At 66.8% G+C, this 25961-nt stretch carries 23 protein-coding genes and 1 tRNA gene; 14 read left to right on the forward strand and 10 right to left on the reverse strand.

Annotation, left to right across the window (positions count from 1 at the left end):
- Positions 1-239 precede the first annotated feature (239 nt).
- Positions 240-2066 carry a hypothetical protein gene (locus tag ASG17_RS12825; RefSeq protein ID WP_056104543.1) on the forward strand — a complete coding sequence of 609 codons (1827 nt, stop codon included), beginning with the start codon at positions 240-242 and terminating at the stop codon, positions 2064-2066.
- Between the two features lie 22 nt (positions 2067-2088).
- On the opposite strand, the gene ASG17_RS12830 is transcribed toward ASG17_RS12825, so the two are convergent.
- Both ASG17_RS12830 and ASG17_RS12835 read right to left on the reverse strand, forming a co-directional pair.
- Positions 2089-2631 (reverse strand): nuclear transport factor 2 family protein, encoded by a 543-nt coding sequence (locus ASG17_RS12830; RefSeq protein ID WP_156367868.1) that lies wholly within the window; start codon positions 2629-2631, stop codon positions 2089-2091.
- Positions 2632-2709: 78 nt separating this feature from the next.
- Positions 2710-2919: a helix-turn-helix domain-containing protein gene (locus ASG17_RS12835; protein WP_056104548.1), complete on the reverse strand. Its 210-nt coding sequence runs from the start codon at positions 2917-2919 to the stop codon at positions 2710-2712.
- Between the two features lie 263 nt (positions 2920-3182).
- Between ASG17_RS12835 and ASG17_RS12840 the strand changes: the two genes are divergently transcribed.
- The 5 genes from ASG17_RS12840 to ASG17_RS12860 all read left to right on the forward strand — a co-directional run bounded on the left by ASG17_RS12840 (position 3183) and on the right by ASG17_RS12860 (position 7002).
- Complete coding sequence (locus tag ASG17_RS12840; RefSeq protein WP_156367869.1) at positions 3183-4226, forward strand: hypothetical protein; 1044 nt, start codon at positions 3183-3185, stop codon at positions 4224-4226.
- A gap of 76 nt (positions 4227-4302) precedes the next feature.
- Positions 4303-4527: a hypothetical protein gene (locus ASG17_RS12845; RefSeq protein ID WP_056104555.1), complete on the forward strand. Its 225-nt coding sequence runs from the start codon at positions 4303-4305 to the stop codon at positions 4525-4527.
- A gap of 86 nt (positions 4528-4613) precedes the next feature.
- A complete protein-coding gene (locus ASG17_RS15265) occupies positions 4614-4973 on the forward strand; it encodes a DUF3489 domain-containing protein (RefSeq protein ID WP_082496281.1) in 360 nt (119 codons plus the stop codon).
- Entirely contained in the window at positions 4970-5398 is a 429-nt protein-coding gene (locus tag ASG17_RS12855; RefSeq protein ID WP_056104558.1) for a DUF2924 domain-containing protein, read from the forward strand. The genes ASG17_RS15265 and ASG17_RS12855 overlap by 4 nt, the downstream gene beginning before the upstream one ends.
- On the forward strand, positions 5395-7002 hold the full coding sequence (locus tag ASG17_RS12860; protein ID WP_056104560.1) for a recombinase family protein: 1608 nt from the start codon (positions 5395-5397) through the stop codon (positions 7000-7002). The genes ASG17_RS12855 and ASG17_RS12860 overlap by 4 nt, the downstream gene beginning before the upstream one ends.
- Here ASG17_RS12860 and terL read toward each other — a convergent pair.
- The 6 genes from terL to ASG17_RS12890 form a co-directional block, all read right to left on the reverse strand.
- The gene (gene terL / locus ASG17_RS12865) at positions 6999-8462 is read right to left on the reverse strand and encodes a phage terminase large subunit (RefSeq protein WP_162238799.1); all 1464 of its coding nucleotides are present in this window, start codon (positions 8460-8462) and stop codon (positions 6999-7001) included. The two genes, ASG17_RS12860 and terL, sit on opposite strands and share 4 nt — an antisense overlap.
- An 11-nt stretch (positions 8463-8473) precedes the next feature.
- Positions 8474-8851: a DUF5681 domain-containing protein gene (locus tag ASG17_RS12870; protein WP_056104564.1), complete on the reverse strand. Its 378-nt coding sequence runs from the start codon at positions 8849-8851 to the stop codon at positions 8474-8476.
- Positions 8848-9063, reverse strand: coding sequence for a hypothetical protein (locus ASG17_RS12875; protein ID WP_056104567.1), 216 nt, complete (start codon positions 9061-9063; stop codon positions 8848-8850). Before ASG17_RS12875 ends, ASG17_RS12870 begins: the two co-directional genes overlap by 4 nt.
- Positions 9060-10592: a DNA methyltransferase gene (locus tag ASG17_RS12880; RefSeq protein WP_200935086.1), complete on the reverse strand. Its 1533-nt coding sequence runs from the start codon at positions 10590-10592 to the stop codon at positions 9060-9062. The genes ASG17_RS12875 and ASG17_RS12880 overlap by 4 nt, the downstream gene beginning before the upstream one ends.
- Positions 10593-11109: 517 nt before the next feature.
- Positions 11110-11199, reverse strand: a tRNA-Ser gene (locus ASG17_RS12885).
- 172 nt (positions 11200-11371) lie between these two features.
- A complete protein-coding gene (locus ASG17_RS12890; protein WP_056105054.1) occupies positions 11372-14152 on the reverse strand; it encodes a TonB-dependent receptor in 2781 nt (926 codons plus the stop codon).
- Between the two features lie 178 nt (positions 14153-14330).
- Here ASG17_RS12890 and ASG17_RS16035 point away from each other — a divergent pair, with 178 nt between their 5' ends.
- The 8 genes from ASG17_RS16035 to agaR all read left to right on the forward strand — a co-directional run bounded on the left by ASG17_RS16035 (position 14331) and on the right by agaR (position 22893).
- A complete protein-coding gene (locus tag ASG17_RS16035; RefSeq protein ID WP_200935087.1) occupies positions 14331-16229 on the forward strand; it encodes an isoaspartyl peptidase/L-asparaginase in 1899 nt (632 codons plus the stop codon).
- A 22-nt stretch (positions 16230-16251) separates the two neighbouring features.
- Positions 16252-16704, forward strand: coding sequence for an Lrp/AsnC family transcriptional regulator (locus ASG17_RS12900; RefSeq protein WP_056104573.1), 453 nt, complete (start codon positions 16252-16254; stop codon positions 16702-16704).
- Between the two features lie 135 nt (positions 16705-16839).
- Entirely contained in the window at positions 16840-17616 is a 777-nt protein-coding gene (locus tag ASG17_RS12905; RefSeq protein ID WP_056104575.1) for a hypothetical protein, read from the forward strand.
- 98 nt (positions 17617-17714) lie between these two features.
- A complete protein-coding gene (locus ASG17_RS12910; protein WP_056104579.1) occupies positions 17715-19769 on the forward strand; it encodes a phytase in 2055 nt (684 codons plus the stop codon).
- Between the two features lie 118 nt (positions 19770-19887).
- A complete protein-coding gene (locus ASG17_RS12915) occupies positions 19888-20535 on the forward strand; it encodes a DUF47 domain-containing protein (protein WP_369796708.1) in 648 nt (215 codons plus the stop codon).
- Positions 20536-20538: 3 nt separating this feature from the next.
- Positions 20539-21540, forward strand: coding sequence for an inorganic phosphate transporter (locus ASG17_RS12920; protein ID WP_056104581.1), 1002 nt, complete (start codon positions 20539-20541; stop codon positions 21538-21540).
- The gene (locus tag ASG17_RS12925; RefSeq protein WP_056104584.1) at positions 21537-21989 is read left to right on the forward strand and encodes an NUDIX hydrolase; all 453 of its coding nucleotides are present in this window, start codon (positions 21537-21539) and stop codon (positions 21987-21989) included. Before ASG17_RS12920 ends, ASG17_RS12925 begins: the two co-directional genes overlap by 4 nt.
- A 67-nt stretch (positions 21990-22056) precedes the next feature.
- Positions 22057-22893 (forward strand): transcriptional repressor AgaR, encoded by an 837-nt coding sequence (gene agaR, locus ASG17_RS12930; protein ID WP_235560455.1) that lies wholly within the window; start codon positions 22057-22059, stop codon positions 22891-22893.
- A 6-nt stretch (positions 22894-22899) separates the two neighbouring features.
- Here the strand turns inward: agaR and ASG17_RS12935 are convergent, their stop codons facing one another.
- Positions 22900-24810: an NPCBM/NEW2 domain-containing protein gene (locus ASG17_RS12935; protein WP_056104587.1), complete on the reverse strand. Its 1911-nt coding sequence runs from the start codon at positions 24808-24810 to the stop codon at positions 22900-22902.
- A 30-nt stretch (positions 24811-24840) separates the two neighbouring features.
- Positions 24841-25944 carry an amidohydrolase family protein gene (locus ASG17_RS12940; RefSeq protein WP_056104590.1) on the reverse strand — a complete coding sequence of 368 codons (1104 nt, stop codon included), beginning with the start codon at positions 25942-25944 and terminating at the stop codon, positions 24841-24843.
- Positions 25945-25961: the final 17 nt, after the last annotated feature.

Here is a 25961-nt window from a genome sequence, read left to right on the forward strand (position 1 = left end):
GGCGACGTAGGAGCGGACCTGCTCAATATCCGGTCTTCGGCGCTCGGCCAATGCCTGCTAATGGCGCGAAGCGGGCGCACTCGTCCTGGAGGGCGCGAGGTGCTGTCCATTTGACCGCTTCCTCCAGATAGGCGAGCGTTCCGACGGGGGCTATCGCTATGAAATCTGAACCAAACGCGCCGCGTCGTCAGCGTAGGTCCTCATCGGGCCCCTCCACCTATGATGCGGTCGAGTTGGCGATGGAGGCCGAGGCCGGCGATGCGTCGCCCGACTCGCCCGCCCAGGCGGTGCTGAAGAAGCAGGTACATCTGGCGGACGCGCAGTTGCGGCTGCTGCGCTTCCAGATTTTCAATGAACAGGCGGGCGGCGCCCTACGCGTTCTGACGGGCGTCGCCGGCGTCACGGTCGCAGCGATCCTGGCGGCCATGGCCTGGAGCGCCGCGCACGATCGGACGGTGGTGTTCGACGCCTTCGCCGTACCGCCCGAGTTGGTCGAGCGCGGGGTGACCGGCGAGGTCGTCGCCAGCCGTTTCCTGGACCACATCAAGGCCATCCACCTGGCCAGCCAAGGGCAGAGGCCGGACCAGACATTTCGCAACAACTGGACTAGCGAGCCAACGGTGGCGATCCCAGGCGCGGGGGTATCGATTGGGGACGTCCGCAGCGTTCTTCGATCCTGGCTAGGGCATGAAGTCCATTTCGGCGGCGAGGTGATCCGAACCGATCAGGGGTATCTCGTCACCGCCCGCACCGAAGCCGCCGCCGCGCGCACCGTGGAAGGGCCTGCCCAGAACCTGGACCAGTCGCTGAAGTCTGTCGCCGAGGCGCTGTACAGCCAGGCGGAGCCCTATCGATATGGCAGCTATCTTTATCAGCAGGGCCGCGTCGATGAAGCGGCCGTCGTCCTTGAGCCGCTTGCCCGGCGTGGTCCGGCCGAGGAAAGGCCTTGGGCATGGTCTGCCCTGGCGGTGATTTACAGCCTGCAAGGCGATCAGCGGAAATCCCTGGCGGCGGCGCAGTCGGCGCTTCGCGAAGACCCCGGCTTCGTTCTCGGTCACGCATTTACGGCCAACACGGCCTACTACATGGGGCTTAGCGAACTCGAGCTGAGTTCATATCGAGCCGCCGCAAAGGCAGGTCGATCTGCGGGAATGACTGCGGAGGCGTTCCGGCAAAGACGGCGCAGTACGGAAAAATCGGTCGCTGAATTGACCGGTGACTATTCGACGGCCCTGGCTCGGATTGAGGCCGGCCTGAAGGAAGACGGCGACAGCGCGTTCAGGGCGTCATCCGCTGCGGTTACTGCCGCCGAATTGCACGATATCGGAGCCGCCCGCGCGTGGGCTGGCCGAAGCGGTGAGGCCGACGACGCCGCGCGGCTGGGTCACGCGATGAACGGGGATGTGCACGCGGTCGATTACGAGATCGCGGCGGCGCTGGACGACTGGGAGGGCGCGCGAGCGTCTGTCCAGGCGACGATCGATGCTTCTGAGCCGGGCGGGTTCTGGGACGATGTGCGCGACATTCATCTTCGACCCCGGCTGGCTGTGGCGATGGCCCATACAGGCGATATCGAGGGTGCGAGAGCGCAGCTCGCGGCCTCCCCAGCGGATTGCTATCCCTGCCTGATCGCCAGTGGCGAGGTGGAAGCGCTCGCGGGAGACCACGCGCAGGCCGATGCATGGTTCCGAAAAGCGATCGCTCAGGCGCCTTCCATACCGCGTGCCTACTTCGTGTGGGGCCGGGCCAAGCTGCGGCGCGGCGATCACAACGGCGCCATTGCGCTCTTCGAGCAGGCGCATCGCGCCGGCCCGCGCTGGGCGGATCCGCTCAAGGTCTGGGGCGACGCGCTGGCCCAAAAAGGCGATCTGCGCGGCGCGGCCGGACGTTACAGTGCGGCGGTCGACAGGGCGCCGCGATGGGGCGCTCTTCGCCTGGCGCGGGGTCGAACACTCGCTGCTTTGCGGCGCGATGATCAGGCCCGCGCCGAGTACGAGACCGCGGCCCGCCTCGGGCTCTCGGCCGTGGACGCTCCTAAGCTCAGGCGATTTCTGAATGGCGCCTAGCCGCTATTCGCAGTCAGACTAACTAAGTCGGAGTCCCGGCAGTGTCGTGAGCAGCGACGACCCGCCACTGACCATTCCGGCGGATCCAGATGTCGGTCCAGATGGACTTGATGCGCCGAAGCTCCGGCGGCGGGCCCACCATGGCGTCCGAACCCGTCGCGATGGCGATGTCGCCGAAAAAGCGGACCTGCGTGACCGTCGTCTCGGTCGAAGTCACGTTTGGACCGGCGCGGACCCACTCGAGCATAGTCGCCTTGTCGTAAAGGGCGCCGTCCTTGGCCGTCCCGACGAAGTCGTCTGCGAGCAGCCTGTCGACCAAGTCTACGTCGCCTCGAGTGAACGCATTGGCCCAAGCCGCCGCACCGTTACGGATGACCGCTTCGTCCGCAGACCTGTTCTCGCTCGAGAGGGCAGCGCCCCTCGCGCCAGGGCTATCGGGAGGAGATTGTGCAGAGAGTAGAGCGGCAAGTGCCACGCCGATCAGCATCTCTGCCCTCGCCAATGCAACAGCCACCTGGAACATGGCGCTGACCGCCATTGGCGGCCGAAGGTCGATGTCTGTCAATCAGCCCTGCTAGCGCCAATATGGGCGTTGTCTGCTCTCCGGCGCCAGCTCAATGTCTCCTATTGGCGCGAAGCAGACCTACCGCTTCCGAGTCAGGTCCTCGACGTCTGCGTCCAGCGCCGCGGCAATCCGCGCCAGCACCATGACCGAGGGGTTTCGCCTCCCTCGCTCCACGCCGGAGAGATAGGTCTGATGGACGTTAGACCGATGCGCGAGCTCCTCCTGCGAGAGCTTCTTCGTTCGTCGCAGGGCCTGTAGGTTCAGTCCGACTCGTTGACGCACGTCCATGGTGCATGGCGCGTCCGGACTTGACTTCGGCCCATAGACTATTGGTCATAAACGCACTGCCGAGGTGGTCGAGGGGAGTGCGGATGCGGACCGGCGCTGCGCCAATGATGGTCGACGGGATGGGAACGGCCTCTCAGGCGTGTGTGGCGCTAGAGGGGCTAGCGCTGAAGCGAGGAGCGGGATCTCTCTACGATGAAGCGTGGCTCCAGAGGCTGATACAGGACCATCCCTCCCTCCTGCCTATCGACCAGATCGAGCCCGCTTTGACCGGGCCCGTCCCGATCTGCCTCGAATTGGCTCTGCCAAGCGGGTTCGTCGACAACCTAATGATCACGCCGGCCGGCGGCCTAGTGGTCGTGGAAACGAAGCTGTGGCGGAACCCGCAGGCGCGGCGGGAAGTCGTCGGCCAGATCCTTGACTACGCAAAAGACCTGTCGCGGCTGAGCTATGACGATCTGGAGCGTGCGGCGCAGATCGCTCGCAAGGACAAGGCGAGCCTCTTCAGCCTGGTCCACGGGGATGCCGCGCCTGAGGCGGAGGCGACGTTCATCGATGCCGTTTCCCGCAACCTCCGCCTAGGGCGAATGCTGCTGATCATCGCCGGCGACGGCATCCAGGAAAGCGCCGAGCAGCTCACCGACTTCCTGCAGCGTCACCTTGGCCTGCACTTCACCCTCGCCATGGTCGAGATGACGCTGTGGCGCGATCCGATCGGCGACCGGGTGTTGGTGCAGCCGCGCGTCCTCACCAAGACTGTCCAGATCGAGCGGGCTGTGGTCAGGATCGAACAGGGCATGTCGGTAACGCCCGCCTGGGTCGAGCCGCTGGCCACCACGACAGGTGCGGCGCGGACGAGTTCCCTGACCTCTGAGGCCTATTACGAGGCCTTGGCTGCAAGCAACCCGAGCCTCCCCGGACGCCTCAAGGCGCTACTGGAGGCGCTCGAGTCCCTCGGGGTGCAGGCGGATATTCGCCGGGTGCTCATGCTGCGATGGTTCGCGCCGACCGGGGCTGAGTTCAAGCTGGGGGCGATCGACCAGGACGGGCGATTCTCGAGCGACTACGCGAACTGGTCGGCCGATGTCGTCGGCCGGGTTGACCTTGCCCACGCATATCAGTCCGCCCTGGCGGCCCTGCTGCCCGGCGCTCAAGTAAAGCAGACCCCTAGCCCAACGGGCTGGCGTGTGGTCGACGCCGCGGGCCGCAATCCCGAACTCGCCGTGCTGCTCGACCACCGAGAGGACTGGATCGGGGCGATCACCGCCTACATCGAGGCGCTCCAATCCGCTGTCGAGGCAAGGGGCTAGCGCCGGTCGTGGTTCCGAGTGGACTTCGGTCGAGAACGACGCCTGGTGTCCGGGTGTGACGCCGACCTCCTCAATCATGACCGTGATCGCCGCCCTCCAGCTCGAGGTCGCCAACCTCATGGAGGAAATGGAGGATGTTGTGGTCACGCCGCTGCAAGGAGCCGGCATCGCTCGCGAGACGGCGAGGTTGGCCGGCTTGGGCAAGGACATCGCGACCTTGTCGGCGGCCTGCGAAGTTCTCGTCAGACGCTCGGCGAAAGCAGCCGAACCGACTGGACTTCGCCTCCCACCGAAGCGGTAGTCATCGAGCCCAAGGCGCGGAGCCAGGGCCGGCCCGCACGGGCCTTCGGTCAGTGAGACGCTAACGTCCCGGATCGGAAGGCCACCATGACCAAGACCAACACCAAGCCCCCCGTCGCCAAGGCGTCGGCCATCAAGCGCTCGACGAAACGGGAGCGGACTCAATCACCAGCGGGACAGGCTACGGAATGGCCGAGCCCGAATCCTCCAAGTCTCGCTGAGGGCGAGGCAGTACGACAGCCCACCAAGATCGACCAGGTCGTCGCGATGCTGAAGCGCGAGGGCGGCGCGACCTCGGCTGACCTAATGGCGGCCACGGGCTGGCAGGCCCACTCCGTCCGGGGAGCCATAGCGGGGACGGTCAAGAAGAAGCTTGGCCTCGTCGTCGTGTCGGCCCCGAGCGACCTCGGCCGCGTCTACAGCATCGCTGGCGAGCAGCCCGCATGACGCCGCTGGACCTCGAGGCACAGCTCGCGCGGTTGCAGACGATGGGAATCGACGCCCTTCGCGCGGTTTGGCGTGAGCGATATGGAACCCGGCCGACGGTTCGATCGCCCGATGTGCTCCGTCGCCTGCTGGCCGACCGTCTTCAAACGGAGTTATGGGGACGCGACATCGAGCTGGAGCGGGATCTCGAGCGCCTAGCCAGGACCTACGCTCGCGGCGGCGCGGTGTCGCGCGCCGCGCCGCGCTTCAGGCCCGGTTCGGTGCTGGTCCGCGAACACGCCGGGGAGATGCACCGCGTCGAGGTTCTCGACGACGGCTTCCGATGGAACGACCAGCGATGGCGCACCCTGTCCCAGATCGCCCGCGAGATCACCGGGGTCCGCTGGAACGGTCCCCGCTTCTTCGGGTTGCGGGAGGCGGCGTGACCGAGGCCAAGCGCTGCGCGATCTACACCCGTAAGTCGTCGGAGGAGGGTCTGAACCAGGAGTTCAACAGCCTCGACGCCCAGCGAGAGGCCTGCGCCGCCTACATTCAGTCTCAGGCCGGCGAGGGGTGGGCCGCCCTCCCCGCTATCTACGACGACGGCGGCTTCTCCGGGGGCAACATGGAGCGCCCGGGCCTCAAGGCACTGATGGCCCAGATTGCCCTCGGACGCGTGGATATCGTGGTGGTCTACAAAGTGGACCGACTAACGCGATCGCTCGGCGACTTCGGAAAGATCGTCGAGATGTTCGACGCCAAGGGCGTCAGCTTCGTCTCGGTCACCCAGGCCTTCAACACGACCACGTCGATGGGCCGTCTGACCCTGAACATGCTGCTGTCGTTCGCGCAGTTCGAGCGGGAGGTCACCGGCGAGCGCATCCGCGACAAGATCGCGGCCTCGAAGGCCAAGGGCATGTGGATGGGCGGGCCCTTGCCTCTCGGTTACGCGGCGGACGGGCGCACCTTGAAGATCGTGCCCGAGGAGGCCGAGACGGTACGGGGTATCTATCGCCGCTACCTCGAGCTGGGGTCGGTCCATCGGCTCCGCGACGAGCTCGAGGCGACCGGGGTGGTCTCCAAGCGGCACGTCTCTGGGACCGGACGCGTCTGGGGCGGCCGGCCGCTCAATCGCGGCGCGCTGGCGCACATCCTGTCTAACCGCACATACTTGGGCCAGATCCCGCACAAGGGCGCTCACCACCCCGGACTTCATCAAGCGATCATCGATTTCGATGTGTTCGACGCCGCGCAGGCTAAGCTAGCCGCGACGGGCCCTAGGCGGCGAGCCAGGGCCGGCCTTCCAGCGCTCCTGCCACCAGCGCCGCTGACAGGCCTGATCCGGGATGATCGAGGCCACCCGATGACCCCGCTGGCCGCCCGGGGCAAGTCGGGCCAGCTCTACCGGTACTACGTGTCGTCGGTGCTGCAATTGGGCCGTCGCCATGAGGCCGGTTCGCTCGCCCGTATCCCGGCTTCGGCCATCGAGGAGGTCGTGCTTCAGGCGCTGACCGGCGGGCGCGACTCCGGCGGCGGCGACGCCTGGGGGCCTGTTCGGGACCTCGTTTTAGGCGTGGAGGTGTCGCGGCGCTGGGTCAGGATCACCTGCCTGAGCCGAGGCCTTGAAAGCGGCGACCTAGCGGCCTCTACACCCGACCGCGAAATCGCAGCGGATGGCGACAGGACGATCTTGACGATCCGTGGCGCAATAAAGCTTCGCGGTGGGTCGCGGTCGATATCAGGGCCGGACGGTCGGCCGGCTATCGTTAAATCCACGCAGGACGCGGTGCTCGTGAAGGCCCTAAAGCGCGCTGAAGGCTATCGGACGAGACTGACCTCCGAATGGGCCCCGACGGTCGAGGAGTTGTCCTCGTCGGAGGGGCTGACCGACAGCTACGTCCGGCGACTGGTCCGGCTCGCTTTCCTGGCGCCAGACCTGAAGCGGGCGATCTTGGACGGCCGACAATCCAGTCGCCTCACCATTGAACGAGTCGTTCGGGAAGGCGTGCCCCTGTCTTGGAGCCAGCAGCGCCAGGCGTATGCCGACTAGTAAACCGTGACCTTCACCTGCGGCGTGTTCGGCTTGTAGGCTTTCAGCGGGACCGTGTACGGAAAGCCCATGTCCAGCTGGCGGAACAGCTGGCTCATGCTGTCCACGTAGTCATCATTGGCTCCGTGCGGGAAGACGACGATCTCCTTCTCGAACTCCGGCAACCACGGGGCCGCATGAGGAAGATGGATCCGACCCTTTTCCATGGCGAATGCGGCGGCTTCCGCCCTCACGTACTTGTCCAACTTCGGCGTGAAGCCCATCAGGTTATTTGGCTCGGGAGCCGCCTCGTTCAGCCCTTCGCTCAGCACGATGCCACTATGGGATCTCTCGATGAGGACGCAGTGGCACTGAGATCGGTAGGCCTGAACCTTCTTGACCTGCTGGGCGTGCGTCCAGTTCCCACGCTCGGCGTGGAGTAGATAAACGTTTAGGCCGCGCACGCCCCAGATCGTCATGGCGGTCGGATCGCCGCTCGGCGCGGACGACACGCCCGGGTCGATCGACATGAGGATGGCCTCGTACTGAGACTTCTTGTTGTTGGACGACAGATTGAACCGTTGGAACTGCTCAAGCCGGAATAGGCGTCCTCCAGGCGGCGCCGGCGCCTGGAGATACTGCGCATTGAAGGCCCGCTCACCTATCTCATCGCGCCGCTCTTTGAGGATGGCTTGGGTGAACCGCGCGGAAAACAGCAATTCGCCAGGCTTGAAGTCTTTGAATTGGTCCGGACCGATCTGCACCCTGGCCGGCAGGGCGAACTGGGCCGGCAGCTCTAGGAGGTCCCAGCTCCCTTTGTCCTTCAGGCGGCCGATGGGGTCGTCGGCATGCAGTCGCTGCATCGGCAGGATGATCTGACCCTTGCCCAGGGTTATCCGGGACGGGGCATTTTCCACCCACTCCCAAGCAGCGTCCCGCGCGGCCTGGGAACCGGCGTCGCCCGCCTTCAGGGGGTCGTCGTAGATCAGCATGTCGGCGCCCAGGCCGGTCATGGCGCCGCTGGTCGTGGTGGTGAAGCGATACCCGCCGGCGGTAGTGCGCAAGAACTGAGCGGGAGGCGTCTTGGACGACAGCTTGGTGGCTGGAAATATCTCGGCGTAGCGGTCGGACATCATCATCTGACGGCAGGCGCGAGCCAGGGGGTCCGCCAGGTCGAAGCCGTAGCTGGCGCAGATGATTTCGTAGGAGGGGTCCAACCCGAGGATGAAGGCCGGGAAGGCGATGGAGATCAGGTAGGACTTGAAGTGCCGGGGCGGGATGGCGACCGCGAGGCGGTTCAGGTCGGTGTCGACCATCTGTTGTAGCTTCCAGCAGATGGCCCTGAGATGCACTGCGTCGACGTAGGCATGACTGCTGGCATGCGGGTGCATGACGCGTTGGAAGGTGTAGAAGTCCGTGCGTGCCTTCTCGTTGAGGAGCCGCCGGGCGACCATCGCGGTCTTCGGATCCAGGTTCGGCATGCCCATCGCCGCTAAGTCGTCGGCTTCGGGGACGGCTGCGCGCCCAGCAGCTCGCTCAGCAGCTTCATCTCGTCGGCCGAGACCGCCTCGGACTTGACCGGTTCGTCCTTGATCATGCGCCAGATGTCGATCAGCACCTTGGCCGCCTGGACATTGCCGTTCATGGCCAGCCGAACGAAGGTCTTCACCATGACCTCTCCTTGGCTCAGCTTCATGGGCTGGCCCTCGACGGCCACGGTGATGGTCCGGCCCAGTTCGCTGCTGAGAATGGTCTCGAGGGACGGCTTCGTCTTGGGGCGGCCGTTGGGGTTTCCCGACGTCCCCGGCTTAAACTGAAATTGCTTCGGCGGCTTGCCGTAGCCAACCTCGTAGCTCTTACCGTCGGTCATTCGGGCTCTCCTTCGTAGAGCTCCGCCAGCTTGGCGAGGAAGATGATGAGCGCGTCCGGGGCGATCATCATGTCGCGCATGATGCCGTTGGCGACTTCAGCCGCCGCCTGGGAAGGCGTAAGCTGCGGCCTAGGAGGGAAGTGGATCGCGATCGGTCCGACAGGGCGGGTGGCGAGGCTCAACGGCGGCCTGTTCTTGTAGCGGATGGTCATTGCTCGTCCTTTCTGTGCTGGCCCGCCTTGACGCGGATACGGGCCTTGGGGGTGGTGGTGCTCGGCTGGTCTTCGGCCTGCGCTCGTCTGTGGCTGAGGGCTTCGAAGGTCTCGCCCGACGAAGCGAGGGTCGGCATCCGACCCGTGGCGGTCATCCAGCGCCGGAGGGCGACCTCGACGTAGTGCGGCTCGATTTCCACGGCGCGGCAGCGACGTTGGGTGGCCTCTGCCGCCATCAGCAGCGAGCCCGATCCGAGGAAGACGTCGAGCACAATTTCGTCCGGTCGAGTGACGTCGAGGAGTGCGTCCTCGAGAAGCGTCGTCGGCTTGACGGTCGGGTGCGCCTTCAGCCCTTCACGAGCATCGGACCCCAGGCTGGACGCGCCCGGGTAGTTCCAAACGTTCGACCGCCAGCGTCCGTGGCGGCCGAGTTCGACGTTGTTGGTGTGGGGAGCCGCGCCCTTCTTGAATACCGGCAGGAGCTCGTGCTGGGATCGCCACAACGAGCCCTGACCACCGTTCGTCTTCGCCCAGACGATCATGTTGAGGAGCGCCAGCCCCATCGTCCGGCCTTGCGCGAGCAAGATCTCGACGCTTCGGAAGTCGATGAAGCTGGCCAGCAAGCCTCCGTTTCGGACGTGGGCCTCGGCGGCGACCATCCAGTCGGCGTTGAACTGGACGAATTCGTCCCGGCTCATCTCGCCGGATGCCATGGCGAACTCGGCGTGATCGCCCGAGGTGACAAGACCCGCGACCCGCAGGTTGTAGGGGACGTCGGTCAGCAGCAGCGCGGCCTGGTCGTCGCCTTCGAACAGCTGCGCCAGCACGTCGGGGTCGCGCGCATCGCCGCACACGATGCGGTGCGGGCCGAGTTCGAAAATGTCGCCGAGGCGCACGACGCTCACCCTTGAACGGTCGGGCTCGAGAGGACCGACGTCCACCTCGATTTCCACGTCATCCAGGCACAGCTGGTCGATCTCCGGGATCGTGAAGCTGGTGACCTCGAGCGGCGCCCCGATCGCCCGCAGCTCCTGGAGCTCCAGCTTCAGCTCGGGCAGGGCGAACTGCCCCAGCTCCTGGGTTCGGTTCAGCGTCAGCCGGAGCAGGCGGATCTCGTCCGGCGTGTAGCTCGCCGGCAGAACGAAGCAGGGATAGGCGTCGAGGCCGAGCTCGCCGGCCGCGGCCAGACGGGTGGCCCCGTCAACGACCTCATACGCGTGGGTGACGATGGCGGGGGTAGCAGCGCCGAGGGTGAGCATCGACTGCCGGACACGGGTGATGTGCGGCGCCGAGCGCCCACGGATGTTCCGAACCGGCAGCTTGAGTTGGTCGAGCGGGACGTACTCGAGCGTCGAGAGCGGTAGCAGATCGTTGCGCTTCGACCCGGCTGCTCGTTCGAGCGCCGCCATGGCGGCGAGCTCTTCACGGCGCGCGCGGCTGCCGGCCTTGAGCTGGCCTTTCAAAACGTTCGACGTCGTGGGCTGGGAAGTCACTGCCGGCTCCAGGTTTGAGGAGCGGTCGGCGATCAATCCAGGCTAAGGGCACTGCCAACGATAAGCGAACCACGTGGGCTCAAAATGTCGCTGGGGTATCCCTCCATGCCCGCCCCTGCCGGCGACGAATCGTCCACCGCAAGGTTGACGCGAGGATGCTCCAACGGGAGCAAACGTCAAGGGGTGGCGCGGGCCGCGCGCGATGCTGCCTAAGACACAACATTCGCACTGTTCGCTGATATTGGCCCAGCGAAATGCCCCGTCGCCGCCCGCAAGTTCTGTAAAGACTGAGAAAGAATACCGAGCTTTTGCCGCGGTAGAGCGCGCGCCACCCGAACAGCGTCGAATTTAGGCTGTTACCAGGGTGCATGTGTTCAGCTGCGGAAACCGCACCGCAGTGGGGGGCCGAGAGACACGGGGTTGAATGAGGCGGTTTCAGCCCGCAAAGCCTGGGCTTGGCATCGAGGTGCTGACGGAATTGGCGAGGTAGGCTTCGGTATTGAGCGGACTATTGTCCGGATGCGTCAGCCAGAGACGGTTTGTCTGGACGATGTGGCGGACAGAGAGGGATTCGAACCCTCGGTAGGCTTTCACCTACACACGCTTTCCAAGCGTGCGCGATCGACCACTCCGCCACCTGTCCGTTTTTCCACGACGCGCGTGAACCGCCTGGGGGTCGACCCGGCGGAGCGAGGTCGATAGAGCAACCCGCCCACGTGGGCAAGCGCCGCGAGACTACGGATGCGGGTCGCCCCCTGGACGAGCGGCCGGGGCGCCCATCGACGCACCCCGGTGTTGAACAAAGCTCGCCGCCCCTAAAGCCCCGAGCCGCCGAACTTGTACGACAGCTGGACGTAGTAGCTGCGACCGACCGAGTCGAACCACGAGATGTCGTAGTACGGATAGGCGCCGTAGGTCGGGTCCTCCACGGGGTCTTCGTCGAACAGATTGTTGACGGTCGCCGAGAGGCGCACGTGGTCCGTCACCTCGTACTGGACCGATGCGTTGAACAGCCAGCTGTCGGAGATGTAGGCGTCCTCGTCGTAGTTGGGCAGCTCGCCCAGATACTGGCCCTGGATGGTCGCCGTGAGGCGGTCCATGTTCCAGCTGACGCTGGCCGTGCCCTTGTCGCGCGGGATGTAGTAGCCGCTGTCGAAGGCCAGTTTGTCGATCACCGGATCGTCCGGGTACTGCTGGAAGGTGTGATCGTCGACGAAAGTGTATGACAGCGAGACGTTGAACTCGCCGATGGTCTCGGTCGGGATGCGCAGGCGCGCCGCCACGTCCACGCCCGAAGTCTTTTCCTGGGCGATGTTGATGGGGTTGGTCGATACCCCGATCAGCTGGCCGGCCAGCGGGCCCGTCGCCTGGCGCTGGACGCGGGCGATGGCGTCGACGCACGTCGGCGAGTTGATGTCGACCGCCGTGCCGCCCTGGGTTTCTCCCAGGCGGCAGTCTGCCTCGTCACGCAGGATGGCGTCGATGCTGCGGTCGCGGACCTGGTTGGTCAGTTCCACCTCGAAGTAGTCGACGGAGAGCGACAGATTGCGGGTCGGCTGCCAGACCACGCCGCCGTTGAACGATTTGCTGGTCTCGGGATCGAGGTCGCGGTTGCCGTTGCGATAGGCGACGATGCCTTCGTCCGAATAGCTGCAGTCGCCGATCTCCTCGTCCGGCTCCTCGCTGCGGCAGCGGAAGTAGTCGGTGCCGGACGGGTGCGTGTTGCCCGGGCCGGAAAAGACGTAGTGCAGGTCCGGCGCGCGGAAGCCGGTTCCGTAGGCGGCCCGGAACATCAGAGTGTTGATCGGCCTGTATTCCAGACCGAAGTTGTAGGTGAACTCGCCCACGCCGCGACCGGCGAACTTGTAGTGGTCGTAGCGGCCGGCGGTGCTGAACTCCAGATTGCTCAGCAGCGGCGCCCGCACTTCATAGCCGGCGCCGTAATGGTCGCGCTCGCCCTCCCCGTCCGAATCCACCAGGCCGTAGTAGTAGGGCGTCAGCGCCAGAGGATCGGGATTGAGGTCGTAGCCCTGATTGCCGGCCTCGATCACGGCGGCGAACCCGACGGGGCCGGCGGGCAGTTCGAACAGGGCCGCGTTGGTAATGGTCGCCGATACGCTGTCGGTGCGCGACCGGGGACTGTAGACGGCGTCCTGCGAGATCATGTCGTACTCAGCGGTCGTCAGCGGCTGGTACAGGCGCGCCGCGTCCTCGCCGACCGAGAAGATCGCATAGCCGGTGTCGGCGTCTATGCCGAGTTGCGGGCCGAGGAAGAATTCGTTCGCGACGCTGGCGATGATCTGGGGGAAGCGGACCTTCGAGCGATATTCCGCATGGTTGTAGGCCAGTTCATAGCCCCACTGATCGGCGTCGCCGAACGTGCCTTTGATCCCCGGCGTGATGGTGAAGCTGTCCGACCGGTTGCGCGTGAAGCCGCGGGACAGACCGCCCATTTCCTCGGGCGAGAACTGCCGCTGCCAGCCCTCCAGCAGACCGGTGTCGGCGTTGAAGAACAGGCCGTCCTCGCTGCCCTCGGCGTCCTGGTAAGACCAGCTCTGGACGTCGGGGAACAGCTTCAGGTCGCTGTGGCTGTACTGCACGTCGAGGAATAGCTCGGTGCGGTCGTCCAGCGTGTAACCCATCGAGGCGTAGGTGTTCACGCTCTGGCGTTCGCTCAGGATCGTGCCGTAGCCGATGGATTCATTGCTGCCGCAGAACATGCCGTAGCGCGGCCGGTTGGCGTAATAGGTCGTGCCGCCGTTCTGCGCGCTCAGGGCGTCGCAGGTCGCCTGGCCCGGGTCCAGATAGTCGTCCACCTCGTCGAAGCGCAGATAGGCGCGCCGCGCCAGGGGGGTGTCGCGCGTGGGATCGTCGGCGGTCGAATCCTGGATGCCACGCTCATAGGCCCAGAGCGGCTCCTGGTTCAGCACCTCGACGCCGACGACGCCGTGGAAAGCCCCTCGCTCCCAGCCCGAGGTGATCGTCAGGCGCTGCGATTCGCCGCCGCCGCCCTCCGTGAAGCCCGAGCGGAAATCGACGCGCGTGCCGTCGGCCGATGTCTTCAGGATGAAGTTGACGACCCCGGCGATGGCGTCCGAGCCGTACACCGCCGAGGCGCTGCCGCTCAGCACCTCGACCCGCTCGATCAGGCCGACCGGGATGTTCGAGACGTCGGTGAAGTTGCTCTGGCCCTGGAAGGGCAGCGGGAAGTCGGCGATGCGGCGGCCGTTGACCAGCACCAGGGTATGGTTGGGCCCCAGACCCCGCAGATCGACCTGTTGCGCGCCGGGCGTGAAGGAGGCGCCGGAGAAGGACTGCTGGCTCTGGGTCTCGCCCCCGTTCTGCGTCACGGCGCGCAGCAGGTCGGGCACGCTCTGATAGCCGTTGCGCAGGATGTCCTCGGCCGTGATCGTGGTGACCGGTGCGGGTCCTTCGGTGTCGATCTGGCGCGGAATACGCGACCCCAGCACGATGACCTCGTCGACATCCGACAATGCGCCCTGCGATGGCGCAGCCGGCGTCTGGGCCGCCGCCGCCAGGGCGATAAAGCTGGTGCTGGCGCTCAGCACACCGATGACCGACTTGATGTAGCGCATGCCCAACTCCCTGCCGCGATCACGCCACAATGCAGGGCCTTCCAACTTTTTGAAGCATTAAAATGTCCGATCGTATCGCGCGCGGCGACAGAATGTGCGTTTATGGCATTTAGACAACAAGGTTGAGGGTCAAAACATGCGGTCGGCGTTGTTCGCGGTTCTCGGCGTTGTCGCGCTCATGCTCGGCCTGTCTCCCGCCCCATCGGCCAGCGCGTCCGACACCGGCTACACCTATTTCGAAATCGGCGACGTCTCAGCCCCGACGCCGGGTTCGACCGAGCCTGGCCTGATGCTGATGGGTGGCGGCGAATGGTCGTACGACGCCTGGCGCTGGTTCCTGTCCCAGGCCGGGAACGGTCACATCGTCATCCTGCGCGCATCCGGCGACGCCGAGGCGGGTGAGGAGATCTATCGCCAGATCGGCGGTGCGGCCTCGGTCCAGACCGTGATCTTCGACGACCGCAAGGCGGCCGAAGACCCGCGCATCCTGGCCATGCTGGACCATGCCGACGGCATCTTCCTGGCCGGCGGCGATCAGGCGAACTACGTCCGGTTCTGGAAAGGCACGTCGGTCCAGAAGGCCATCAACGATCACGTCGCGCGCGGCCGCCCGATCGGCGGCACCAGCGCCGGCCTCGCCATCCTCGGGGCCGTCGGCTACGGGGCGATGGACGGCGGCAGCGTGGACGCCATCACCGCCCTGCGCGATCCGACCGGCCCGGCCGTGACCCTGGTCGGCGACTTCCTCGACATGCCGTATCTGGACCATGTCGTCACCGACACCCACTTCACCGCCCGCAGTCGTCTGGGCCGGCTGATCGCCTTCGTGGCCCAGGTCCGCGCGGGCGGCGACCCTCAGGCCATCGGCATCGGCGTGGATGAGGACGGCGCCCTGTGCGTCGACAAGGACGGCGTCGGGCGCTTTTACACCGCCAGCCGCGGCTACGCCTGGCTGGTCCAGCCGGAGGGTGTCCCCACCCTGACGTCCGGCAAGCCGCTCGACTATCCGGTCGTGCGCATCACCACCCTGGGGACCGAAGGCCGCATCGACCTGAAGACCATGCGGATCAGCCAGCCCGTCTTTTCCGGCACGGCCTCGGTCGTCGCCGGCCGCCTGGAAGGCGTGCCCGTCGATCCCCATGCGCCATGGTCGCTGGCCATCCACGGCGGCGCCGGGGTGATCGAGCGCGGCGCCCTGACGCCCGAAGCCGAGGCCGGCTATCGCCAAGGCCTGCAGGCCGCCCTCGACGCCGGCGCGGCCGTCCTGTCGAACGGCGGAACCAGCCTGGACGCGGTCGAGGCCACCGTCCGCGTGCTGGAGGACAATCCCCTGTTCAACGCCGGCAAGGGCGCCGTCTTCAACGCCGATGGCGTGAACAATCTGGACGCATCCATCATGGACGGCGCCTCGCGCAACGCCGGCGCCGTCACGGGCGTCACGCGCACCCGCAACCCGGTCAGCCTGGCCCGTGTCGCGATGGAGCGGTCGGGCCGCCTGCTGCTGTCCGGCCCGGGGGCGGACGCGTTCTCTCGCCTGCAAGGCCTCGAGCAGGTCGAGCCTTCCTACTTCTTCACGCAAGAGCGGTGGAACCAGTATCTGGCGTGGAAGGCCGGCCAGCAGCAGGCGGCCATCGACCCGACCCACCGCTATGGCACCGTCGGCGCGGTAGCCTTGGACAAGCAGGGTCACCTGGCGGCGGCGACCTCCACGGGCGGCCTGACCGGCAAGCAGTGGGGCCGCATCGGCGATTCGCCCATCATCGGCGCCGGCACATACGCGGCGGACGGCGTCTGCGCCGTCTCGGCGACAGGGACGGGCGAATACTTCATCCGCACCTCGGCCGCGCGCCAGGTCTGCGACCGCGTCGACTGGAACGACCAGACCATCCAGGAAGCGGCCGACGACACCATCTCCGACATCGGCGAGATCGGCGGCGACGGCGGCCTGATCGCCATGGACGGAGACGGCAAGGTCGCCTTCGCGATGAACAGCGAGGGGATGTATCGCGGCTCCGTCAGTTCGTCCGCCCCGGCCCAGGTCGCCATCTACGACGACGAAGGTCAGCCCCGCCCCTGAGGCGACCGTCAGGACCCCGCCGATGTCCAAGTCCCAGGACCGCAACGAACTGGACGAGACCGACGTGCAGCTGTTGGCGCTGCTGCGCGAGGACGCCCGGCGCCAGGTTTCGGTGCTGGCCGCCGCGACCGGCGTCTCGCGAGCGACGGTCTACGCCCGCATCGCACGCATGGAGCAGCTGGGCGTCATCGACGGCTACACGGTCCGCGTCGGGACGGACTACGACCGTAGCCTGGTCCGCGCCCATGTGATGATGAAGCTGTCGCCGAAGCTGACGTCCGAGACCGAGGCGGCGCTCGCGGCCATGCCCGAGCTGTCGGCGCTCTATTCCATCAGCGGCGAGCACGACATGATCGCCATGCTGGCCGCCGTCGATCTGGCCGAGCTCGACCGGCTGATCGACAGGATCGGCATGCTGGAGGGCGTCGCGCGAACGACGAGCTCGATCATTCTGGCCACCCGCGTCATCCGCTAGGCGGTTGTCCCCGCCCGACAGTTGCGCCGCCCAGCCGGTTGATAGCCTATGAGCGCATCTCCGGGGAGGCGAGCGAGCATGACCAAGGGCGACGAGCAAGCGGGCCATATGCGGAGAGGCCGAGCAGGCGCCGGCATGAAAGCCTTGGCCATGGGGCTAAGCCTGTTCGCCGCGCTGGCGGGGCCGGCCTGGGCGCAGAGCCCGACGAGCGACTGGGAGCGTAGCGATGTCGCGGACGATGTGACGGCGACGATCCGGTTCGCGGACGCACCGACCTTTTCGGTGACCTGTTCCTCGGGCCAGCTGATGGTGCTGGTCAGCAGCCTGCCGAAGGCGGGCCAGGCGGCCCGGACCCGCAGCATCGTCATCCGTCAGGCCGAAAGGACGCTGTCCATGCCCTGGATCGCCGGAGCGTCGGATGAAGCGCTCGCCGGCGCCCCCCGTCCGCTGGCGCGGGCGCTGCGCCGGGGCGGCCGCCTGACCGTACAGTCGCCGGGTGATGCCGACGCGATCGAATACGCATTGGATCTGCCGGCTCGATCAGAGGCCGTGACGCACGTCATGGAGCGATGTGGGGCGCCGCTGGAAGATCCACGCGACGACCTGCCGCCCCTCGACAACGCCGCCATGCGATGGACGCGGGAGCCCGAGCCCTCCTATCCGGACCGTCTCACGCAGAACGGGCTGGCCGTCGTCAGCTGCATCACGACGCGGAACGGGCATCTGCGGGATTGTGTCGTGGAGGCTGAGTTTCCAACCGGCTTCGAACTGGGCCGCGCTGCGCTCCAGGCTTACCGCGTCGCCAATATCGGCAGGCGCAACGGAGGCGAGGTGGCCGACGGCCAACTGATGACGGCCGCTCTGCGGATGCCGTGCCAGAGGTGCCTGCAAGGCCCCGCTGCACCCCGGTAAGCGCCCACCTTCAGGAAGCGCGTCCGCCAAAGTCATTTCGTCACGTAGGTCAGCTATGGCGCAATCTGTATGGCGAGACGCCACACGGGGAGCTTCTCATGATCAAGGTTCTGGCGCGCGGGGCCCTTCTTTCCGTTCTGATGGCGGGCGCCGCCGGGTGCGCCTTTGCACAGGTCGCGGCGACGACGCCTGCTGCTGTGCGGGCCGCCGTGGACACGCAGCCGACCACGCGCGGCGAGGCGGGCAAGGGCGTGGTGGTGCTGACCGCGCAGGGGCCGCGCATCGTGGCGACGGCGGGGCTGGGCGGGATCGAAGTCTATGACGCGGCGGGGCGGCGCCTGTCGTCGACGCCGGCCGGCGAGGCGGGCAGTCTGGACGTCCGCTATGACGTGGCGGGTCAGACCGGCCCGGTGATCGTCGCCAGCGACACCACGACCAACGCCCTTCGCTTCTTCGCTCTCGACGACTCCACCCTGACCGAGATCGGCGCGCCGGTCCCGCTGGACTTCGCCATCGAAGGCGTCTGCCTGCTGCGTAACGCGTCGGACGCCGGCCTCTATGTCGTGGCCGTAGGCGACGGCGGCGAGGTGGATCAGTCGCTGGTCTACGCCGACGCCTCCGGCAAGCTGACGGCGCGCCAGTCGCGCCGCATCGGCCTGCCCTCCCCGGCCGAACACTGCGTCGCCGACGACGCCTTCGGCCAGGTATACGTCTCCGAACAGACGGTCGGCCTGTGGCGCTTCGACAGCGATCCGGAGACGGACGCCACCCCCACCCTGATCGACGCGCCGCGTCTGGGTCATGTGACCGAGGAGCTGGGCGGCGTGGCCCTGTACGACGGCGGTGAGGGTGCGAAGTATCTGATCGCGTCGGACGCCTCGTCAGGCAGGCTGTTCGCCTATGATCGGTCCAACGACGACGCTTGGCTCGGCGCCGTCAGCCTGACCGGCGCGAACGGCGTCGCCATCGGCGAGCCGGGCGCCCTGTCGGCCGTCAGCCTGGGCCTGCCAGGCCTGAGCCACGGCGGCCTAGTGGTCACCGATGAGGACGCCGAGGGCGGCGCCAACTACAAGCTGGTCTCGATCAGCGACCTGGCCGGTCCGCTCAAGCTCACCACGGGCCGGCCGCAGGATCCGCGCGCGGCGACGGCCGCCGCCACCGTCCCGACCGTCTTCGCCACGGTCGAGACCGCGCCGGTCGCCAGCGCCGGCGACGCCGCCGACGACCCCGCCATCTGGGCCAACCCGACCGATCCAGCCGCCAGCCTGATCGTCGCTACCGACAAGAAGTCGGGTCTGTACGTTTACGACATGCAGGGCCGGGTGCTGCAGCACCTGCCGGACGGCAAGATGAACAACGTGGATCTGCGCTCCGGCTTCCTGCTGGGCGGCCAACCGATCGTCCTGGTCACCGCCAGCGACCGCACGAACAAGGCCGTCGCCATCTATCGCCTGGACACCGCGGCGCGGCGGCTGGTGAACATCGCCGACGGGATCCAGCCGACCGAACAGGGCGATCCCTACGGCCAATGCATGTATATCAGCCCCACGACCGGCAAGACCTACGTCTTCATCAACGACTCGAACGGCGAGAAGCGCCAGTGGGAACTGATCGACGCCGGCAACGGCCGCGTCCGAGCCCAGCGGGTGCGCGACTTCGCCTTCTCCAGCCAGGTCGAGGGCTGCGTGGCCGACGATGCGGCGGGCGTGCTCTATGTCGATGAGGAGGACGTCGGGATCTGGCGCATGAGCGCCAAGCCGGACGGCGGGACGGGCATGACTTCGGTCCAGCGCGTCGACCAGAACCCGGCGCTGAAGGACGATCTGGAAGGCATCGGCCTTTACGACCTGGGCGGCGGACGCGGCTATCTGGTCGTCTCGAGCCAGGGCAACAACACCTACGCCGTCTATCGCCGCGAAGGCGCCAACGAATACATCGGCTCCTTCGCCGTGGTCGCCAACGGCCCGGCCGGCATCGACGGCATATCGGAGACCGACGGGCTGGAGATCACCAGCGACGACCTCGGCCCCGGCTTCGAGCACGGCGCCATGATCGCTCAGGATGGACGCAACGTGCTGCCGGGCGAGCGGCAGAACTACAAGTACGTCCCGTGGACCAGCATCGCACAGGCGCTGAACCTGGAGGTGCGGTAGGCCGACGCGACGTACAGCCTGCGCCTTTCGACGGCCTCGCCAGCCTGCCGCCGCCGACCTCGAACCGGCGAAAGAACCACGCTCACTCGACAGCGGCCTCGGCGCGGCCTAGTGCCGCATGATGCTGCACTGGTTCCAAAACCTTCTGCCCAAGGAAGATAACTTCTTCCGGCTGTTCGAGGCGCACGCCGCGACCCTGACGGCCGGGGCCGGCGCGCTGCGCAGCCTGCTGGACGGCGGCGAAGCCGTGCCGGCGCGGTGCGCCGAGATCGTCGATCACGAACACGCCGCCGACGCCGTCGCGCGCGAGGTGCTGTTCGCGGTGCGCCGCAGCTTCGTGACGCCCTTCGACCGGTCGGACATCCGTGGACTGACGAACTCGCTCGACGACACGGTCGACCAGATGCAGAAGACCGCCAAGCTGGTCACCCTGTTCGAACTGCGCGACTTCACCGACACCATGCGGTCGCTGGGCGACCTGGCCGTTCAATGCGGGACGCTGACGGCCGAAGCGATTTCGCTGCTGCCGGACATGCGCAAGAACCGCGACCGGCTGAATGCGCTGACCGAGCAGATCGCCTGCCTCGAGAGCGACAGCGACACCCTCTACGACGAAGGCATGCGGGCGCTGTATCTTCAGACCCGCGGCGGCGACGCCATGGCCTATGTGGTCGGCGCCGAAATCTACGACAGCCTGGAGAAGGTGATCGACCGGTTCGAGGACGTGGCGAACCGGATCAACGGCGTGCTGGTCGAGCATCTCTGATCCATGGATCACGCCCTCCTGATCCTGATCTTCCTGATCGGCGTCGCGCTGCTTTTCGACTTCCTGAACGGGCTGCATGATGCGGCCAACTCCATCGCCACCATCGTGGCGACGCGTGTGCTGCCGCCGGTCTTCGCCGTAGGCTGGGCGGCCTTCTTCAACTTCATCGCCTTCCTGTTCTTCGGCCTGCATGTCGCCAATACGGTCGGCAAGGGCATCATCTCGCCCGACATCATCAGCGACCAGGTGATCTTCGGCGCCCTGGTCGGCGCCATCGGCTGGAATATCGCCACCTGGCTGGCCGGCATTCCGTCCTCCAGCTCCCACGCCCTGGTCGGCGGCCTGATCGGCGCGGGCGTGGCCAAGGCAGGGCCCGGCGCCATCGTCGTGGCGGGGGTCAGCAAGACCATCGCCGCCATCTTCCTGTCGCCGGCCGTCGGCTTCGCTCTGGCGCTGCTTCTGGTGCTGATCGTGTCGTGGGTGTTCGTGAAGGCCAATCCGTCGTTTGCGGATCGCACTTTCCGGCGACTGCAGTTCCTGTCGGCCTCCGCCTATTCTCTGGGCCACGGCGGCAATGACGCCCAGAAGACGATGGGGATCATCGCCGTCCTGCTGTATTCGCGCGGCATGACCGGGCCGGACTTCCACGTGCCCTTCTGGGTGGTCATCAGCTGTCAGGCGGCCATCGCCCTGGGCACCCTGTTCGGCGGCTGGCGTATCGTCCATACGATGGGATCTCGGATCACGCGCCTCAGCCCCCAGCAGGGCTTCTGCGCCGAGACGGGCGGGGCGATCACCCTGTTCCTGGCCACCGGCCTGGGCGTGCCGGTCTCGACCACCCACACCATCACCGGCGCCATCGTGGGCGTCGGCGCCGCGCGCCGCGCCTCGGCTGTGCGCTGGAACGTGGCCCGCAGCATCGTCACCGCATGGTTCATCACCATGCCGGCCGCCGCCGCCCTGGCCGCCGCCGCCTATTACGCCGGAGGCTTCTTCCTCGATTGACGGATCCTGTTCCCGAACCCGCACCCCCGAAACCGCGCCGCCAGGTCGCCGCCCTGCCCTGGCGTATGGGCGTCCAAGGGCTGGAAGTTCTGCTGGTCACGTCGCGGGACACGGGTCGATGGGTGACGCCCAAGGGCGGGCGGATGGCAGGCCTGACGGACGCGGCGGCCGCCGCCCAGGAGGCGCTGGAAGAAGCCGGGGTCGAGGGCTGCATCGCTGAGGCGCCGCTGGGCGAGTATCATTATCTGAAACGCCTCAAGCGCCGCGCGCCCCGTCCGTGCGTCGTGTCGGTCTACCCGCTCGAGGTGCAGCGTGAACTGGCCGACTGGAAGGAAAGGGCTGAACGCGATCGTCGCTGGATGTCGGCCTTCGAGGCCGCTGATGCGGTGGAGGAAGCGGATCTGGCCGGCGTGATCCGCAGCCTCAACGCATGGGTTTCAGGGCGTTGACCCGTACCGGCAGCGCCGCGACTGCCGCCGCTACAGCTTTCGTTTTGTAGTGAAACTGAAAACGGCTATGCTTCGGCACAACCGCGACGGGCGCGGCGGGGTGCGATTCATGGCGGACGGCTCGCGTGTGGTCTCTCGCGACACATCAGAGCGGCGGCGCGAAATCACGACCATGATCCGCGCGCGCGGCAGCGTGCAGGTCGCCGCCCTGTCGGAACGATTCCGCGTGTCGATGCAGACGATCCGCAAGGACCTGCACTATCTGGAGGAACGCGGCGTCGCGACGCGCGCCTACGGCGGCGCCATCAGCTCGGAAGTCGTCAACGCGCCGGTCGAGCCCGCCATCGAAACCAAGCGCGTCTCCCATACCGAAGCCAAGGAACGGGTGGGACGGATGGCCGCCGGCATGGTCAAGCCGGGCGAGTCGATCATGCTCGATTCCGGCACGACGACCTTGCAGATCGCGCGCTTCCTGCCCGACGACGAGGATCTGACCGTCGTCACGAACGACTTCGACGTCCTGAGCGTGCTGGTCCAGAAGCGGAAGATCAAGATCGTCATGCTGGGCGGCGAACTGCGCAGGCGCAACATGGCCTTCTATGGCGCCCAGACGGTGGCGGCGCTGGATGACATGCTGCTGGACAAGGTGTTCCTGGGCGTCGACGGCCTGGACATCGAACGCGGCGTCACAACCCACCACGAGCCCGAGGCGCAGCTGAACCGGCGCATGGTCGAGACGGCGCGCGAGGTCATCGCCGTCACCGACGCCTCCAAGTTCGGCAAGATCTGCCTGCACCGGATCATCGCAATCGGCGACCTGGACGCCCTGGTCACGGACACCGCCGCGCCGGACTATATCGACGAGGCGGCGACCCGGCTCGGCTTCCGCCTGCACCGGGCCTGAGCGGGCTTACCGCTTCAGCGCCGCGTCGCCCCATGTCACCACCAGGGGCAGATCGCTGGTGAGGCCTTCTGATCGCGCCACGATCTCGACGATCCGCACGCCGCTGACATCGGCGCTGAGCGCGGCGGGCGCCGTGCCGAAGATCATGGGCGCGCTTTCGCTCAGCAGACGGCCGTCGCCGTAGACGGCGAAGCGGACCGCATCCTTGGTATTGCGGGTCGAATCGTCCACTCCGACCTGGGCCTCGAAGCGGGTGTAGCCTTCGTTGCGGACTTCCAGACGCGAGTTGGTCAGAACGCCGAGGCCGCTTTCGAAGCCCTGTCCGCCGATTCGCAGCGCCTGGTCGTAGGGCGTCGCATCGGCCTGGGCGCCGCCCCATCCGGTATAGGTCGGCCGCTCGCCCGAGCCCGTCGTCTCGCCCCACGCATTGCGCATCCGGTGGACGACCGGATCGGGTTCGGGCGCGATGACGCCGTCCACCGCCACGTTCACCGCGCCGGGGATTTCGGACAGATAGACGCCGTCGCTCAGCGTGCGCTCGCCCGACGCCTCGAACACCAGCGTCTCGCGCGGCGTCAGCGTGAACTTGGTCTCGCCGGTAAAGGTCGCCGTGGTCTTGTCCCACAGGTTCTTGAGCGCGATCGGCGCACCGCCCGCCAACTTCAGCTGCGCCGCCGTCAGGGTGACCTCGGTCTCGGCCAGGCCACGGTTGAACAGGGCCACCGCCTTCTTGCCGTTCGACAGCGTCTTCACCAGGATCTGCACATCGTCCGAGGCATAGGCGATGACCGCCTGGTGACCGCCCGGATCCTGGTTCAGCCGCACGATGTCGGCATTGCCCCAGATGTCCATCAGGCTCTGCGGCGCCTGGCGCAGGTCATAGCTGATCAGCAGCGGCGCATTGATCATGGCCCACAGCGCGAAGTGCGAACGCGCCTCGGTCAGATGGTTCTGGTCGAAGTCGCCGTGGCCGACGAACAGGATGTCCGGGTCGTTCCAGGCGCCCGGCTTGGCGTAGAGCGCGCGCGTCGAGGCGCTGTCGAAGTTGTGCAGCATGCGGGTCCACGTCGGCGTGATGTCGCCGCTGGTGCGCCACATGTGGCCGACGTTCTTGCCCCAGGTGCGGACGTCCGCCGAACCCCAGTTGCAGATGGCCAGGATGTAGTCGCCGTCCGGATTGTGCCGCGCCAGCGCGTCGGCCACTTCGCCGTAGAGAGCCTGAACCGCCGGCACGTCGGTGCGGTTGATCGAGACCTGATCGATCAGCGGCGTCTCGGGCGTATAGGCGTACTGCGCGACGATCGGGTTCGCGGGCCCGTAGACGTTGATGCCGCACGCATCGACCTTGACGTAGTCGAAGCCCCACTCGCCGAAATACAGGCCGATGTCCTGATCGACGTGGCCGTGCAGACCGACCTCGCGCTCGGCCGTCGTGCCTTCGGGCAGGTTGGGTGAGTGCAGGTCATAGGCCTGGGAACAGGCGTTGCGGCCGATGTCCGTGTAGATGCCGGCCTTCAACCCCATGCCGTGCAGGGTGTCGGTGAAGGGGCGGAAGCTGCTGTCGCGACCCTCGACGTGCGCCGAGGGGAAGATGCCGGTGCGGATCTCCATCCGCCCGTCCGACTGCCGACGACGCAGCCACCAGCCGTCGTCGATGTTCACATAGGTGTAGCCCAGCGCCGACAGACCGCTGTCGACCATGGCCCGCGCGGCGCCCAGCACCTTTGCCTCGTCAACCTCGGTGCGGAAGGCGTTCCACGAGTTCCAGCCCATCGGCGGCGTGCGCGCCTGGGACCGCTCCGGGATCGACCAGCGGCCGGTGGCGGCCAGAGGGTCGGACGCCTGGGCCATCGCCGGCAGAGCGGAGACAAGCAGGCTGCAGATCGCGGCCGAGGCCAGCAGGGCGCGGATTCTCATGGGAACATCCTCGGTCAGTGACGGGTCGGATCAGCGACGCGAGAAGAACTCGCGTTGGGCATTGGCGTAGTAGATCTTGTCGATCACCGACCGGGGCAGGGCCAGACCCGTGACGTCGGCGTCGATGTCATCGACATGGCGCATCGCGTCCGTCGCGAGATAGGCCCAGTCGTTGGTCCAGACCTCATGCGCCGACTGGCGGAAGGCAGCCACGTCCTCGCCTGGGTTCAGCGTCAGATCGGTGCCGTAGAGAATGCGGTCCTGGTACTTGATGAAGAAGTCGCGGACCTTCCGGCGATCGCGCACCGACTGGTACTGGATCTGCGTCATCCGGGCGGCCGTCTCGATGACCGCATTGGGATGGGCGTCCAGGAATTTCGACATCTCGTCGACGCTCCACTCCAGGCTGGCCATGTGGGCGCCGACGAACTTCAGGGTCGGATTGCGGCTCACCATCGTGTCGCGACGGGCCATCAGATACTCGTACCGCGGCATCTCCGGGTGCAGATACATGTGGTACTCAGGGTGGGCGCTGAAATAGGCCCGGTCGTTGTCCGTTGTCATCTGGTCCAGCGGCAGCCAGCAGTTGTAGGGCTCGCCCTGGTGCGCGATCAGCGGCACCCCGGTGGCGGCCAGATGGCTGAAGATCGGGTTCAGCCCGGCGTCGTCGATGAAGATCAACTGGCCGCTCGCGTCGCGCTCGACCATGCCGACGTTCTTCCACACCTTCACCGCCACGGCGCCCCGCGCGACCTCGGCGTCGATGGCGGCGTTTGCGCGCTCCGCCCAGCCGGCCTGGCCAAAGCCCTGCATCGAGAAGGTCGTGGCGAAGTGGAACCGCTGTGGGTCGGCTGCGGCGTAGTGGTGGGCCACCTGCTGCTGGTCGGCCAGAGAAGGAAACGCCGGGTAGTCGACGTTGATCGACAGGATCTCGAAGTTGTCCGCGGCCGCCTGATCGACGAACGCGTCGTCCTGAAGATTCACATGCACGTGTGAATCGATCTTGCGCACACTGGCGAAGTCGGAGGCGGTGTATCCTGCCGGCGGCGTGGTGGCGCAGGCTGACAGGGCCAGACCGGCCAGGACTGCGAACGGGGTCGCCCGCACGACCGACCAGCGCGTGTTGAAGATCATGACGGCCTCCCTCCTGT

This window comes from Brevundimonas sp. Leaf363 (genome assembly GCF_001424025.1).
Classification (GTDB): domain Bacteria; phylum Pseudomonadota; class Alphaproteobacteria; order Caulobacterales; family Caulobacteraceae; genus Brevundimonas.

Bases quoted from the DNA above. Each gene is read 5' to 3' on its own strand.
- ASG17_RS16035 (WP_200935087.1), top strand. From the start codon at position 14,331: ATGCTCGGCCTGTCTCCCGCCCCATCGGCCAGCGCGTCCGACACCGGC.
- ASG17_RS12905 (WP_056104575.1), top strand. From the start codon at position 16,840: ATGAAAGCCTTGGCCATGGGGCTAAGCCTGTTCGCCGCGCTGGCGGGG.
- ASG17_RS12920 (WP_056104581.1), top strand. From the start codon at position 20,539: ATGGATCACGCCCTCCTGATCCTGATCTTCCTGATCGGCGTCGCGCTG.
- ASG17_RS12890 (WP_056105054.1), bottom strand. From the start codon at position 14,152: ATGCGCTACATCAAGTCGGTCATCGGTGTGCTGAGCGCCAGCACCAGC.
- ASG17_RS12900 (WP_056104573.1), top strand. From the start codon at position 16,252: ATGTCCAAGTCCCAGGACCGCAACGAACTGGACGAGACCGACGTGCAG.
- ASG17_RS12915 (WP_369796708.1), top strand. From the start codon at position 19,888: ATGATGCTGCACTGGTTCCAAAACCTTCTGCCCAAGGAAGATAACTTC.
- ASG17_RS12855 (WP_056104558.1), top strand. From the start codon at position 4,970: ATGACGCCGCTGGACCTCGAGGCACAGCTCGCGCGGTTGCAGACGATG.
- ASG17_RS12910 (WP_056104579.1), top strand. From the start codon at position 17,715: ATGATCAAGGTTCTGGCGCGCGGGGCCCTTCTTTCCGTTCTGATGGCG.
- ASG17_RS12940 (WP_056104590.1), bottom strand. From the start codon at position 25,944: ATGATCTTCAACACGCGCTGGTCGGTCGTGCGGGCGACCCCGTTCGCA.
- ASG17_RS12870 (WP_056104564.1), bottom strand. From the start codon at position 8,851: ATGACCGACGGTAAGAGCTACGAGGTTGGCTACGGCAAGCCGCCGAAG.
- terL (WP_162238799.1), bottom strand. From the start codon at position 8,462: ATGCCGAACCTGGATCCGAAGACCGCGATGGTCGCCCGGCGGCTCCTC.
- agaR (WP_235560455.1), top strand. From the start codon at position 22,057: ATGCTTCGGCACAACCGCGACGGGCGCGGCGGGGTGCGATTCATGGCG.
- ASG17_RS12935 (WP_056104587.1), bottom strand. From the start codon at position 24,810: ATGAGAATCCGCGCCCTGCTGGCCTCGGCCGCGATCTGCAGCCTGCTT.
- ASG17_RS15265 (WP_082496281.1), top strand. From the start codon at position 4,614: ATGACCAAGACCAACACCAAGCCCCCCGTCGCCAAGGCGTCGGCCATC.
- ASG17_RS12875 (WP_056104567.1), bottom strand. From the start codon at position 9,063: ATGACCATCCGCTACAAGAACAGGCCGCCGTTGAGCCTCGCCACCCGC.
- ASG17_RS12825 (WP_056104543.1), top strand. From the start codon at position 240: ATGGAGGCCGAGGCCGGCGATGCGTCGCCCGACTCGCCCGCCCAGGCG.
- ASG17_RS12835 (WP_056104548.1), bottom strand. From the start codon at position 2,919: ATGGACGTGCGTCAACGAGTCGGACTGAACCTACAGGCCCTGCGACGA.
- ASG17_RS12845 (WP_056104555.1), top strand. From the start codon at position 4,303: ATGACCGTGATCGCCGCCCTCCAGCTCGAGGTCGCCAACCTCATGGAG.